This window comes from Bradyrhizobium sp. STM 3566 (genome assembly GCF_045571445.1).
In the GTDB taxonomy this organism is placed as follows: domain Bacteria; phylum Pseudomonadota; class Alphaproteobacteria; order Rhizobiales; family Xanthobacteraceae; genus Bradyrhizobium; species Bradyrhizobium vignae.
In genome coordinates this window covers 2,003,800-2,016,671 of sequence record NZ_CP120692.1, presented here as the reverse complement: position 1 = coordinate 2,016,671, position 12,872 = coordinate 2,003,800, and the positions used below count along the sequence as shown (strand labels likewise).

Annotated in this window: 11 protein-coding genes; 4 read left to right on the top strand and 7 right to left on the bottom strand. The window is 65.1% G+C overall.

Annotated elements, in window-relative coordinates; all coding sequences use genetic code 11:
• Nucleotides 1-208 precede the first annotated feature (208 nt).
• Nucleotides 209-637 (bottom strand): DUF983 domain-containing protein, encoded by a 429-nt coding sequence (locus tag P6U27_RS09600; protein ID WP_162500171.1) that lies wholly within the window; start codon nt 635-637, stop codon nt 209-211.
• Between the two features lie 79 nt (nt 638-716).
• On the opposite strand from P6U27_RS09600, the gene P6U27_RS09595 reads away from it, so the two are divergent.
• Entirely contained in the window at nt 717-2,087 is a 1,371-nt protein-coding gene (locus tag P6U27_RS09595; protein WP_407193929.1) for a PLP-dependent aminotransferase family protein, read from the top strand.
• A gap of 7 nt (nt 2,088-2,094) precedes the next feature.
• Here P6U27_RS09595 and P6U27_RS09590 read toward each other — a convergent pair whose 3' ends face one another.
• Nucleotides 2,095-2,355 carry a hypothetical protein gene (locus tag P6U27_RS09590; RefSeq protein WP_162500169.1) on the bottom strand — a complete coding sequence of 87 codons (261 nt, stop codon included), beginning with the start codon at nt 2,353-2,355 and terminating at the stop codon, nt 2,095-2,097.
• 231 nt (nt 2,356-2,586) lie between these two features.
• On the opposite strand from P6U27_RS09590, the gene P6U27_RS09585 reads away from it, so the two are divergent.
• Nucleotides 2,587-3,330 (top strand): sulfite exporter TauE/SafE family protein, encoded by a 744-nt coding sequence (locus P6U27_RS09585; protein ID WP_122401957.1) that lies wholly within the window; start codon nt 2,587-2,589, stop codon nt 3,328-3,330.
• A 50-nt stretch (nt 3,331-3,380) separates the two neighbouring features.
• Here the strand turns inward: P6U27_RS09585 and P6U27_RS09580 are convergent, their stop codons facing one another.
• The 4 genes from P6U27_RS09580 to P6U27_RS09565 all read right to left on the bottom strand — a co-directional run bounded on the left by P6U27_RS09580 (nt 3,381) and on the right by P6U27_RS09565 (nt 9,972).
• Nucleotides 3,381-4,787 carry an MATE family efflux transporter gene (locus tag P6U27_RS09580; protein ID WP_407119950.1) on the bottom strand — a complete coding sequence of 469 codons (1,407 nt, stop codon included), beginning with the start codon at nt 4,785-4,787 and terminating at the stop codon, nt 3,381-3,383.
• Nucleotides 4,788-4,853: 66 nt separating this feature from the next.
• A complete protein-coding gene (locus tag P6U27_RS09575) occupies nt 4,854-6,653 on the bottom strand; it encodes an ABC transporter ATP-binding protein (RefSeq protein ID WP_162500168.1) in 1,800 nt (599 codons plus the stop codon).
• Between the two features lie 338 nt (nt 6,654-6,991).
• Entirely contained in the window at nt 6,992-8,578 is a 1,587-nt protein-coding gene (locus tag P6U27_RS09570; protein ID WP_407193928.1) for a DHA2 family efflux MFS transporter permease subunit, read from the bottom strand.
• Between the two features lie 95 nt (nt 8,579-8,673).
• Complete coding sequence (locus P6U27_RS09565; RefSeq protein ID WP_407193927.1) at nt 8,674-9,972, bottom strand: HlyD family efflux transporter periplasmic adaptor subunit; 1,299 nt, start codon at nt 9,970-9,972, stop codon at nt 8,674-8,676.
• A gap of 195 nt (nt 9,973-10,167) precedes the next feature.
• Here P6U27_RS09565 and P6U27_RS09560 point away from each other — a divergent pair, with 195 nt between their 5' ends.
• On the top strand, nt 10,168-10,803 hold the full coding sequence (locus tag P6U27_RS09560) for a TetR/AcrR family transcriptional regulator (RefSeq protein WP_122401953.1): 636 nt from the start codon (nt 10,168-10,170) through the stop codon (nt 10,801-10,803).
• A 43-nt stretch (nt 10,804-10,846) separates the two neighbouring features.
• Nucleotides 10,847-11,182 (top strand): DUF6665 family protein, encoded by a 336-nt coding sequence (locus P6U27_RS09555; RefSeq protein WP_122401952.1) that lies wholly within the window; start codon nt 10,847-10,849, stop codon nt 11,180-11,182.
• Between the two features lie 78 nt (nt 11,183-11,260).
• On the opposite strand, the gene P6U27_RS09550 is transcribed toward P6U27_RS09555, so the two are convergent.
• The gene (locus tag P6U27_RS09550; protein ID WP_122401951.1) at nt 11,261-12,463 is read right to left on the bottom strand and encodes an extensin family protein; all 1,203 of its coding nucleotides are present in this window, start codon (nt 12,461-12,463) and stop codon (nt 11,261-11,263) included.
• Between the last annotated feature and the right edge of the window lie 409 nt (nt 12,464-12,872).

The window sequence follows — 12,872 nt, the reverse complement described above, 5'->3', positions numbered from 1 at the left end:
AAGCAACGAGGGGTTCGATGCTAGCGCATCGGACCCCTCACCATTTGGACCACCATCGTGATTCCGGGGCGTGCGCAGCACGAATCCGGAATCCATCGGGCCGCAGTGTTGGTGAAATGAATGGATTCCGGGCTCTCGCTGCGCGAGCCCCGGAACGACGACAAGAGTTACACCACGATCTCGCAACACCGCCATCGGCGCGCTCGATTCAGGCGGCGCGCGTGTCCACCTTCACCGGCACCGGCGCAAGCCCGCCCGTCTCCCGCCGCAGCTTGCTCGCCTCGAAGCCGTGCATGCCAAGCTGCCATTGCAGCCCGACGATGCAGCCCTTGGTTGGTTGCAGCAGCGCGAGCGAAGCGAACAGCGTCACGGGCAGCCACACCGCAAGCTGCAGCCACTCGGGCGGCGCGTAAGCGGTCTCGATCGCAAGAATTGCCGGCACCACGAGATGGCCGACCACGACCATCACGAGATAGGCGGGAAAGTCGTCGGCGCGCTGGTGAAACAGCTCCTCGCCACAATGATCGCAAGCCTCGGTCACTTTCAGGAAACGGCCGAACATATGCCCCTCCCCGCAATTGGGACATTTGCCGCTGAAACCGCGCCACATCGCCTTTGCCAGAGAGACCGTCGCCATGACCACACCTCTTCCTTTTCGACGATCCATACAATAATATCATGCATCCATACATTCAAAGCTTATAGGCCTAAATTGCATGGGCTGGATCCCTACAATCTCGGAGCTCTCGGGGCCGCGCTACCAGCGCATCGTCGAGGCCATGGAGGCCGATATCGCCGCCGGGAGGTTGGTGCGCGGCCAGCAATTGCCGACGCAGCGGGCGCTGGCAAAAGCACTCGGCATCGACCTCACCACCGTGACGCGCGCCTACACTGAAGCCCGGCGCCGCGGCATCATGGAAGCCCGCGTCGGACAGGGCTCGTTTGTGTCGGAGACCAGCGCGCGGCGCGCGGTCGACCTGCCGCATCCGGTCGCGATCGACCTCTCGATGAACGTGCCGCCGCATCCGCTCGAGGCGCAGCTCGACGAGCGCATCGTCGCCGGAATGGAAGCCATCCGCACGCAATCGGGCCTGACGGCGCATCTCAATTATCAGCCGCCCGGCGGCAGCGCGCATGAGCGCGAGATCGCCGCGCGCTGGATGCGCGCACGCGCTCCGCATGCGCAGGCCGAAAGGCTCGTGATCTTTCCGGGCGCACAGACGATCCTCTTCAACCTGCTCGCTCATCTTGCGCGGCCCGGCGAAACCGTGCTGACCGAAGCCCTCACCTTCCCCGGCATCAAGGCCGCCGCAGCACAGCTCGGCGTCAAGCTCGTCGGCGTCCCGATGGACGAGGACGGCATCCTGCCCGATGCGCTGGTAAAGGCGTGCCGCGCGCACCGGCCAAAGGCCGTTTATCTCATTCCGACGCTGCACAATCCGACCACCGCAACGCTTTCGGCTGAGCGGCGCAGCGCTGTCGCAAAGATCGTTCGCGATGCCGGCACGATCCTGATCGAGGACGACGCCTACGGGCTGCTTGATCGCTCGGCGTCGCCGATCGCGAACCTCATTCCGGAGCGGACTTATCTCGCAACCACGCTGTCAAAATGCATTGCGCCGGCGCTACGCGTTGCCTATCTGGTGACGCCAGATGCCGACGCGCAGCTTCAGATGCGCGGCCACTTGCAGGCCACCGTCCAGATGCCGGCGCCACTGATGGTCGCTCTGGTGACGCACTGGATCGAGGCCGGTATCGCCGACCGCATCATCACGGCCATCCGCAACGAGGCAGTCGGGCGCCAACAGATTGCGCAACGCGCCCTAAAGGGTTTTCAGTTCCTGGCCAAGCCTGCCGCTCATCATCTCTGGCTGCGGCTGCCGGAGGGCCGGCGCGATGTCGCGGCACATCTGCTGCGCAATGGACTCGCGATCGTGGGAGGCGATGCCTTCACCGTGGATGGAGCACCGCCGCATGCGGCGCGTGTCTCGCTGGGGGCGGCACGCAACAGGGCGGAATTGACGCAAGCGCTGCGCATCCTGATCGGCGCGCTACACGAGCCCGCCGACACCAGACAGATCGTCTAGACTCTTCTTATCGATGATGACGACGGTGGCGTGGGCGAACGACTGGCGCAACGGCTGCAGGATAGGCCGCATAGGCCTCGCTCGGGGCCAACGCCTCGCCGCGGGCTGCGCGCCCCGCGGGCGTGAGCTGGCCGCCATTGAGCACATCGCGGTCGGGATGTGCGGCCTGATAGGCTGCAGGCTCGGAAAACTGCGCCTGCGCCAATGTCGGCGTCAGGCCGGCGACCGATAACAGCGCGGCCGCAACGGCAATGTTCATGCGGGTCATGATCATGCTCCATCATCTCATCAGGGACGGTGCGGCGTGACGCCCGGCAGGCCCCAAGATTAAAGTGCGAGCATCATGTAGGCGCGTCTTCCGCGAATGCCCGCCCTCCGGCATCACGCTTGCGTGCGGTTTTGAAATTGACCTTCCCGGCCGCATCTGTGCTATGCGCCAGATGACGTTCAAAAGCAGCGATCGAAGTTCGGCATCGCCGCTAACGACAGGAAATGACAGGTGGAAACGTCCACTTACGCGCTGCTGCTGTTCGGCGCGCTAGCCGGCGGCTTCGTCTCGGGACTGGCCGGATTCGGCACGGCGCTGATGGCGCTCGGCATCTGGCTCTACGTCCTGCCGCCCACGCTCGCGGTCCCGCTGGTGCTGATCTGCTCGGTGATCGCGCAGACCTCGACGCTGCCCTCGATGTGGAAGAGTTTTGATCTCTCGCTGGTCTGGCCGTTCCTGATCGGCGGCCTGATCGGCGTGCCGCTCGGGACCATGATGGTCGCGTCGGCCGATCCAAAAGTGTTCAAGCTGAGCGTCGGCGTGCTGATCCTGATCTTCTCGAGCGCGCTGTACCTCAACAAGAGGCCGCTCGCCTTCAAGGCCGGCGGCCGGATTGCCGACGGCGCGATCGGCTTTGCCGGCGGCATTCTCGGCGGCCTCGCCGGACTCTCGGGGCCGCTGCCGATCCTGTGGGCCAACATCCGCGGCTGGAACAAGCACGAGCGGCGCGGCATCTTCCAGCTCTTCAACTTCACGGTGCTCGCCACCGCGCTGGTGCTGCAGACGGCATCGGGCCTCGTCGCCTTCAAGGTGGTCTGGCTCGCGGCTGTCGCCTTTCCCGGCACGCTGATCGGCGCATGGGCGGGCGCGCGCGTCTATCACGCGCTGAACGACAAGCATTTCGGCGATGTCGTGCTCGGCCTCTTGTTCCTGTCGGGCCTCACCCTGGTCTGGAATAGCGTTGGCGCGCACTGACGTGTGCGCCAACGAAGATGCGTCCTTGTCGCGACACGACCAGGCTGTCGCTATGCCGGCGCGCGCGCAGGAGGCGCTTCAGGCTCAGTCTCCACCTCCTCCGGAACCTCGGCGTGCCGCAGCGGAGCCAGGCGCTTGCCGAATTCGCGGTACAGCAACCACACGCTCAACGCAGCCTGAAGCGTCGTTGTCACAATCGACAAATACCAGACGTGCTCCATCCGAAAGCCCGGCCACGTCGAGAGCCAGATCGACGGCAGGGAATAGGTGAGGACCCGCATTGCCGAGCTCACCAGCACGGGCTTGGTGTTGCCGAGTCCCTGGAACATGCTGGAGGTGGTGAAGATCAGCCCCTGCGCCACCATGTTGAACGAGACGATGCGCAGGAAGAGCGACGCAACCGCCAACGTTTCCCGATCACTCGAGAAGCCGGCAAGCAACAGACCCGGCGCGAGTTGCGCGAGGGCCAGGAACACGATCATCACGGCGGTCGCGACAAGCGCCGCCTTGACAAAGGTCTCCCGCACGCGCGCGCCGTTGCCGGCGCCGAAGTTCTGGCCGGCGATGGGCCCCGCAGCCAGCGCAATGGCGAGCGCCGGCATCTGGATCAGGCCGAGGAGACGCGTGCCGATACCAAATCCGGCCTGCGCCGCCGGGCCGAAAACGCTCAGTACATAATAGCCCACGGCCATGATGATGAAGACCATCACGAACTCACCGCCGGCAGGCAGGCCAACATTGAGGATTCTCTTCCACTGCCAAAGCTGAGGCCGCCATTGCGCAGGATGAAAGGCGACGTAGCGCTCCAGCTTCAGGAAATACGCGAGCAGCATCAGCACGCCGATACAGACGGCGATCGAGCTTGCGAGGCCAGCTCCAGCGACACCGAGCGGATGCCCGGTGCCCCAGCCCGAGATCAGGACCGGCGCCAGCGCGATGTTGATGCCCACCGCGAGCGCCTGCACCAGCATGCTCGGCCGCACGATGCCGGTCGCCCGCAATGCGGACGCCATCACTTGCGTCGCGAATTGCAGCGCCAGCGCCGGCATGAACCAGAGCAGATAGAGGGTGCCCGCTTCGATCGTTGCGTCGTCGGCCGCGACCGCGCGCATATAGGGACGCGACAGCGCGAAACCCGCAACCAGCGTCAGCAGCCCGAACAGCACCGACAGGACGACCGATTGGTTGAACACCAGATTGGCATCGTCACGGTCCTTGCGGCCAACGGCATGCGCCATCAACGCAACCGTGCCGACGCCGAGCACCTGCATCAAGGCGTTGACGAGAAAGCCGGCGTTGCCGGCCGCGGCGACGCCCGCGATCGCGGCCTCGCCGAGGCTCGAGACGAAGTAGAGGTCGACGAGCTGGCAGATCATGATCGTGATCATGCCGACCACGATCGGTGGCGCCATGTGCAGGATGTGGCTCACGATGGAGCCGCGCGTCAGGTCTTTCATGTCAATCCATCCCTGCCCTGATCCTTCGCGGCTTGCGGACGTTCTCCTCCGTCCGCAGGCCGCGCCTCATTCCGCTGCTGCGATCTGCCCGAGCTCCACCACCTGGCGCTCGAACAGGCCGCGATAAATGCCCGCCGGCTTGGCCGCGAGCAGAGCATGCGTGCCTTGCTCGACGATCTCGCCGCGGTCGAACACCAGGATGCGATCGAGGCTCCTCACCGTCGACAGCCGGTGCGCGATCACGATCGACGTGCGGCCCTTCATCAGCCGCTCCATCGCCTCCTGGATCAGCGCCTCCGATTCCGAATCGAGGCTCGAGGTCGCCTCGTCCAGGATCAGCACCGGCGCATCCGCCAGGAACGCCCGCGCCAGCGCCACGCGCTGCCGCTCGCCGCCCGACAGTTTGACGCCGCGCTCGCCGACCAGCGTGCCGTAACCCTTCGGCAGACGCAGGATGAAGTCGTGCGCATTCGCGAGCCGCGCCGCCTGCTCGATCGCATCAAAGCTGGCGCCGGGCCGGCCATAGGCGATGTTCTCGGCGAGCGAGCGGTGAAACAGGATCGGCTCCTGCTGCACGATCGCAATCTGGCTGCGCAGCGATTGCTGCGTGGCGAGCGCGATGTCCTGCCCGTCGATCAGCACGCGACCGCCGGTGACGTCGTAGAGCCGTTGCACCAGCTTGACGAAGGTCGACTTGCCGGAGCCGGAGCGGCCGACGAGACCGACGCGTTCGCCGGCGCGGATCCTGACCGACAAGCCGTCGTATAGCGGCGCGCGATGGCCGCCATAATGGAAGGTGACGTCGTCGAACACGATCTCGCCGCCCTCGATCGCGATCGGCCGCGCATAGACCGCATCCGCAATCCCGATCGGCTCGTCATGGATCGCCACCAATTCCTCCATGTCGTTGACCGAGCGCTGCAGGTTGTTGATGTGCATGCCGACGTCACGCAGATAGGCGTGGATGACGTAGTAGCTCGTCAGCACGTAGGTGACGTCGCCCGGCGAGGCATATCCCGAGATCCACAGCAGCACGGAGCCGCCGATCACCGAGGCACGCAAGGCCAGCAGCAGCGAGAGCTGCGCCATGGCGGTGTAGTTGTAGCGAAACCAGGTCCGCCGCACGCGCACGCGCCAGCGTTTGATGACGCGGGCGAGCCGCGCGTCTTCGCGCAGCTCCGCGCCGAAGGATTTCACCACCGCGTTGCAGGTCAGCGCATCCGCCAAGGTGCCTCCGACCTTGGTGTCCCAGGCATTGGAGACGCGCGCGGCCGGCGCGATGTAGCGGGTCGAGAACAGCACCGTCATGGTGACATAGGCCAGCGCGCCGAGCGCAATCACCGCGCCGAGCGAGGCCCAGTGCACGCCGAGCAGGATCATCGACCCGATCAGAACGACAAACGAGGGCAAGAGCGCCAACAGAAGTGTGTCGTTGAGCAGGTCGAGCGCCCACATGCCGCGGGTGATCTTGCGTACCGTGGAGCCGGCAAAAGAGTTCGCATGCCAGTCGGTCGAGAAGCGCTGCACGCGCGTGAACGCGTCCTGCGCGACGTCCGACATGATCTTGAGCGTGAACGGCACGATCGCCTGGAGCCCTGCGAGCCGCAGCACCATCGAGGCCGCGCCGAGCGCCACGATGGCGCCGAACGCGACCAATGCCGCGTGGCGCGCATCGGGATCGGACGGACCGCGGGTCAGCGCATCGATCAGGTGTCCGGAGAACACCGGCATGAACAAATCGGCGACGGTCGCGCCGAGCAGGCCGCCGGCCACGACGAGGCCGCGCCCCGGCTGCTTCAGCCAGTGCCGGAACACGAAGGGCAGCACGACGCGAATCGCCGCGGGCTTCTTTGACAGAGCGGTCATGGCATCATCCGGCCGCTTTCGCGCGGGCCGGCTCCATCGAATGGACGCAAGTCGGCCCGAAGGCCGCAACGGCGTCATGTAGAACTGATTTTGACTTGGGAAGCGAAGCGATCGGGACGCTTGGCCAAAACCTTGGCCCAATCGAAGCTGGCGGAAGAGGCCTCTAACGGGCCGCGTACATACCGAGCCAGGAGATCATCGAGCGCGGGCGTACGATCTGCGATTGCGACGAAATCATGCAAATCCCTCCCGGTTCGATTGAATGAGGTGCGCTTTATAGATGTGTCGCTCGTGAATTGCAACGGGGCTCGCGCGAGATCACGCACGAGTGTTGCAAATTAGTGCGCATCGCCGCCGGCGCCGAACGGCGAAGCCGGCTTGTTCAGCAGCGCGACCAGCAGGCTGAGACCGAGATAGAACAGCGTCAGCATGAGGAAGGCGTCGCCAAAACTCATCACCACGGCCTGGCGATGCACGAGTTGGGAGAGCTGCTTCATCGCCATCAGCGTGGAATCGCCGAGACCCTGGAACTTCTGCATGAACATGGTCAGGGTTTCGGTCGCAGTGGCGTTGCCCCAGGTCACGCGCTCCTGCAGGCGGGTGATGTGCAGGTCGGTGCGGTCGTTGAGCACGGTGTTGATGACGGCAAGACCGACCGCGCCGCCGAGATTGCGCATCAGATTGAACAGGCCGCTCGCATTCTTCACTCGGTCAGGCGCCAGCGTGCCGAGCGCGATGTTGTTGGTCGGCACCATCGCGAACATCATGCCGATGCCGCGCAGGATCTGCGGCACCAACAGCTCGTAGAAATCGTAATCGCGGGTGATCCAGGTCATCTGGTAGGAGCCGATCGCGAACACGATGAGGCCGAACGCGATCATGTAGCGCATGTCGAGCTTGGCCATGAGCCGCCCGACCAGCGGGGCGACCAGGAACATGGTGATGCCGGAGACGAACATGGTCTCGCCGATCATCAGCGCGCTGTAGCCGCGCACTTCGGCGAGATAGCGCGGATAGATGTAGGTCAAGCCGTAGAGGCCGATGCCAATGCAGAATTGCAGCGTGCACCCGACGGCGAAATTGCGATTGGAGAAGGTGCGCAGATTGACGATCGGCTCGGCCGCCGTGAACACGCGCCAGAAGAAGGCGATCGCCGAGATCGCGCAGATCCAGGCGCAGATCGCGACCGAGGTGTCCTGCATCCATTCATATTGCGGTCCCTCCTCCAGCACATATTCCAGCGTGCCGAGGAAGCCGGCCATGAACAGCAGGCCCCACCAGTCGAAGCGGTCGAGCAGCTCGAAATGCGGCTCGTCGAAATCGACCAGCGCCAGCACGCCGAGGGTGATGCCGATCCCGGGCACGACGTTGATGAAGAACAGCCAGTTCCACGACATCAGGTCGGTGATGTAGCCGCCGACCGTCGGCCCGACCGTCGGAGCCAGCGTCGCGACGAGGCCGATGATGGGACCGACGATGTGGAACTTCGTGCGCGGGAACACGGTGTAGGCCGAGGCGAACACCGTCGGGATCATGCCGGCGCCGAGAAAACCCTGCAGCGCGCGCCAGAGGATCATCTCCTCGATCGTCGTTGCGAAGCCGCAGAGCAGGCTCGAGAAGGTGAAGCCGGCCGCCGAGATCGCGAACAACAGCCGCGTGCCGAAGGCGCGCGACAAAAATCCCGACAGCGGGATCGCGATCACCTCGGCGATCAGATAGGCGGTCTGAACCCAGGAGACCTCGCTGGAGCTCGCCGACAATCCGGCCTGGATTTCGCTGAGCGACGCCGAGACGATCTGGATGTCCAGGATGGACATGAACATCCCGAACACCATGATGATGAACGCAAACAGCCGCTTCGGCGCGATGCGCTCCGAAGCGGAAGCTGCCATCATGGCAGGCGAAGCGGTGGTGGCGGTGGCCATTCTCTCACTCGGCTCGGGCGAGGCGGCACGATCCACCTCTCCCTTCGGGGGAGGTGGAAGACGAAGCGGCGCTCGTCTCGAACATCATAGCGCCCCTACTGCGGATGAATCGCGGTGGGATCGTCGAGATCGACCTCGCTGTCGGCGTCGGCGGCGCCCTTGTTGGTGTCGACGGTCGCGTAGACCGACATGCCGGCGCGGAGCAGGTTCTGCTTCGCCACCGACTTCGGCACGCGGATGCGCACCGGCACGCGCTGCACGATCTTGGTGAAATTGCCGGTCGCGTTGTCCGGCGGCAGCAGCGTGAACACCGAGCCCGCGCCCGCCGCGATGCTGTCGACCACGCCGGAGAACTTGCGCATGCCGTAGGCGTCGACCTTGATCGTCACCGGCTGGCCGGGACGGATGCGCTTGAGCTGCGTCTCCTTGAAGTTCGCGTCGATGTAGACCTCGTCCAGCGGCACGACGTTGCCGAGGCGCTGGCCGACCGCGACGAAGTCGCCGGTGTTGACCAGGCGGTTCGAGAACGTGCCGTTGACCGGCGCGCGCACCGCGGTGAAGCCGAGGTCGCGCTCGGCCTTGGCCAGCGTGGTCTTGAGCTCGGCAAGCTGAGCCTGTGCTTCGGCCTGCTGCGCCTTGGCGACGTCCACATTGCTGACCGCGACGTCGTAGGCAGCCTGCGCGGCCTTGACCGCGGCGGCGCCCTGATCGCGTCCGGCTTCCGAGCTCTCGAAGGTGGCGCGCGAGGCGAAGCCCTTGCTGCTCAGCGCCTGCTGGCGCTCATAATCGAGGTCGGCGCGCTTGAGGCCCGCTTCGGCGGAGACGAGCTGCGCCTTGGCCTGCGCGACCTGGCTGTCGAGCGCGGCGACCTGGCGGCCGATGCGATCGATGGTGGCCTGCTGGGTCGCGATCTTGGTCGCGGCGGCTTCGACCGCGATCTTGTAGTCGCCGTCGTCGATGCGGAAGACGATGTCGCCGGCACGCACCGCCGTGTTGTCGCCGGCGAGGATCGAGGAGATATGGCCGGCAACGCGCGCGCCGAGCATGGTGTTGTTGGCGCGGACATAGGCGTCGTCGGTGGAGATGTAGAAGCGGCCGACCAGAGTGTAGTAGCCTGCATAGCCTGCAACAGCGAGTGCGAGGACGAGGCCGACGCCCATCAGGACGAATTTGCGCTTGCCGGACCTGGGCGCAGCGGCAGCGGGTGCGGCCGGCTTGTCGACCACGGGCTTCTCTGGCGCCTCGCGGGTCGGACGCTTCGTTTCCTCGGCTACATGAGCGCGCAACTGCTCGGCAGGGGGTGCCGATGTCTCGGACGCAGCATCACCGCCGGCCCGGTCCTCCGCCGCTTCCTGGCGAAGGACGCGAGCAGCCTGGTCTCTCGATACGGCCATAAAGGCCTCCCCAATAAGCGCGACCGAGGGCGGCCGCTGCGCAGCCGGTTTCCTCTCGCCGATCCCAGATATCATTGACCGAACGGTTCGGTCAATATACAATAATGTTCCCGGCCAAGACTGTACCGCCGCGAATCCTTTATTCGGGTTTCATGGCCCTGAGCCGGCCCAAAAACCTTTCGAGACGCTGAACCAATGGTTGTAACTGCCAGCGAACATCTGCACGTCATCCAGGAGGACGACGGCTCCAAGCGCCGCCAGATTCTCGACGGTGCCCGCAAGGTGTTCATGGATCTTGGTTTCGACGGCGCCAGCATGGGCGAGATCGCGCGCGCCGCGCAGGTCTCCAAGGGCACGCTCTACGTCTACTTCGCCGACAAATCCGCGCTGTTCGAAGCCATCCTCGAGCAGGAAGCGCTCCAGCACGGCCAGGTCGTGTTCAATTTCGATCCCGCGCGCGATGCCGAGACCACGCTGAAGGAGTTCGGTCGGGCCTATATCCATCTGCTCTGCCGGCCCGGCGGCGGATCGGCGATCCGCACCGTGATGGCGATCGCCGAGCGCATGCCCGATGTCGGCCGCCGCTATTATGCGCGCGTGCTGGACAAGAGCATCAATCGCCTCTCCGACTATCTCAAAGCCCAGGTCGCCTCCGGCGATCTCGAGATCGACGATTGCAATCTCGCCGCCTCGCAATTCATGGAGCTGTGCAAAGCCTCGCTCTTCCTGCCCTTCGTGTTCCAGGCCGCACCCGCGCCGTCGGAAGAGCGCATGACCACGGTGGTCGACAGCGCAACACGGATGTTCCTGGCGGCATACAAGACGACGTAGCTGCGCGTTGCACCTGCGGGCCGGGCAGCACTATATTGCGGCCATGTCTCGTGATCTTCGCCCGCCGGTCGATATCCTCCACTACGAGATCGTCCAGGAACAGGCCTCGGCACTTGGACGGATGGGCCGCGCACTCGAACAGGCGCTGGCGCGCTTGCGTGAGTTCGACGCTGCCCACGCAGCCTCGGAGGTGCCGACCTCGATGCAACCGGCCAGGCGCAAGCTGGTGATGGAAGCCGGCTACGCGCTTTGGATGTTCGTGGTGCAACGTGAGGCGTCCGGCTTGCGCGACAGCCGCCATATCATGCGCACCTACAACGTTCCGGGCGAGGTGCAGCTATGCATGGGGGTGGCGCCGTCGAAGCCGGCGAGATCGTAGCCCGCATGGGGCGAAGCGGAATGCGGGGACTTTCCCGGATTGCGCGCAGCGTCATCCGGGCGACAGGCAAGAGCGCCGCTAATCGTCGGCGTACTCGTCTTCTTCCCGCTTGCGTGTCGCGCTCTTGCGTGCACCGAGCGAGCCGGTCACTGACGGTTCGCGCGCATTCGCATAGGGACTGCGCGATTGCGCGCGCGCGGCGACCTCTTCGCCGGAGACGGCGGCGGGCTGGCAGATCAGGCGGCGGCTGGCGCGACGCATCAGATCGACGTGGATGTGATCGTAGTGATAGACGTTCGAGCCCGGCGCGAGCACGGTGGTGAAATGCGCGCACGCACCCGACTGCACATCGCGCAAGAATCCCTGCTCTTCCGGCATACCGCGCCAGCCGTCCTTCACGGTGATGCGGCGGCCGTCGGCCAGCACGAAGGCGGAGATGTCCAGTGCATTGCCGAAGGCGTGTTCGGAAATATGAGCATGGGGATTGCCGTTCATGCCGCGGCAGGAATAGGCGGAGATCTGCTTGATCTCGGCGACGCGGACGCCGAACCAGCGCATCGCCGAAGGCTGCACCGTGTCGGCGAGCCAGCGGTCGAGCTCGGATACGATCGGACAGGCGAGCGTCGCGGTCGGCTTGATCGCGACAGGACCGACGGCCGTGACGGAATTGCCCTGCGCCGGACCAAGACGCGGCAGCGGCTGCTGCGCAGGCGCCTGCGAGTAAGGCGCAGGACGAGCCGGATAGCTCGGTGCATTCATGTAGCGCGCTGCGCCCGCGGCATCGGTGCCCTCGGGGGGCAGATCGATCTCGTCCTCCTGCGGCGCTACGCCCGGTGCGTTCAGCGACATCGGCCCGGTCGAGGCGCCATAGCCCGCGGGCTGGTGTACCGCGCTCTCGGGATAGGTCGAGCGTTGCGGATAGGACGATGCCGGATAATTCTGGCCCTGCGGATAGTTCGACTGCGGCTGCACCGGCCAGCGCGGCTGGTTGCCGATGTTGCCGGGCGGGCGCAACGTCTCGTCGGTAAAGCCATAGGTGCTCGAGGCCTCGCCGATCGCGGCAACCTTCAGCGGATACTCGGCGCCGCACATGCCGGGCCCCGAGATCGGATCGATGCGGACGATGTCGGCGCTCTCCTTGACCGCGCCCGATTTCAGGCACGCCGCTTCCGCCTCGGCCCGCCATGGCTCACGTTCGGCCTGGAAGAAGCCGCGACCGCAACCCGCTAGCGAAACAAGGACGATGGAGCCGACGAGATACAAACGAACTCCGCGCGTCATGCACGCACGTTCGATGAATTTACTTAAGGACTCTTCAACGTGTTGACTTCAGCCTTCCTTAACCATGACGGCCTGCGCTGGCTCGAACGCTGCCGCCGATGAGCGACAGCGAGCCTGACTTTTTCGAGAAGGAACTTTCTGTTAACCATAAGGCTGCGCGCCAAGCGGCGCGCATGGAGGGAGCGACATGACGTTCGCCGGGAGACTGAGCGTTATCACCGCCTACCTCGCCATGGCCTTCGTCGGCGCCATCGTGCTCGGCATGATTTAGAGGCTCAGCACACGGTATCTCTCTTCCCTTCTCCCCTTGTGGAGAAGGTGGCGCGCGAAGCGCGACGGATGAGGGGTTCTATCCTCGCGCGCCGGCCTCGTGGAGACAGGAACGGTCGGCTGCGCGGGCTTCCAGCGA

What these genes read in the sequence shown, in the direction of transcription:
- P6U27_RS09600 (WP_162500171.1), bottom strand. Translation starts at nt 637, where the DNA reads ATGGCGACGGTCTCTCTGGCAAAGGCGATGTGGCGCGGTTTCAGCGGC.
- P6U27_RS09595 (WP_407193929.1), top strand. Translation starts at nt 717, where the DNA reads ATGGGCTGGATCCCTACAATCTCGGAGCTCTCGGGGCCGCGCTACCAG.
- P6U27_RS09590 (WP_162500169.1), bottom strand. Translation starts at nt 2,355, where the DNA reads ATGACCCGCATGAACATTGCCGTTGCGGCCGCGCTGTTATCGGTCGCC.
- P6U27_RS09580 (WP_407119950.1), bottom strand. Translation starts at nt 4,787, where the DNA reads ATGAAAGACCTGACGCGCGGCTCCATCGTGAGCCACATCCTGCACATG.
- P6U27_RS09575 (WP_162500168.1), bottom strand. Translation starts at nt 6,653, where the DNA reads ATGACCGCTCTGTCAAAGAAGCCCGCGGCGATTCGCGTCGTGCTGCCC.
- P6U27_RS09570 (WP_407193928.1), bottom strand. Translation starts at nt 8,578, where the DNA reads ATGGCCACCGCCACCACCGCTTCGCCTGCCATGATGGCAGCTTCCGCT.
- P6U27_RS09565 (WP_407193927.1), bottom strand. Translation starts at nt 9,972, where the DNA reads ATGGCCGTATCGAGAGACCAGGCTGCTCGCGTCCTTCGCCAGGAAGCG.
- P6U27_RS09560 (WP_122401953.1), top strand. Translation starts at nt 10,168, where the DNA reads ATGGTTGTAACTGCCAGCGAACATCTGCACGTCATCCAGGAGGACGAC.
- P6U27_RS09555 (WP_122401952.1), top strand. Translation starts at nt 10,847, where the DNA reads ATGTCTCGTGATCTTCGCCCGCCGGTCGATATCCTCCACTACGAGATC.
- P6U27_RS09550 (WP_122401951.1), bottom strand. Translation starts at nt 12,463, where the DNA reads ATGACGCGCGGAGTTCGTTTGTATCTCGTCGGCTCCATCGTCCTTGTT.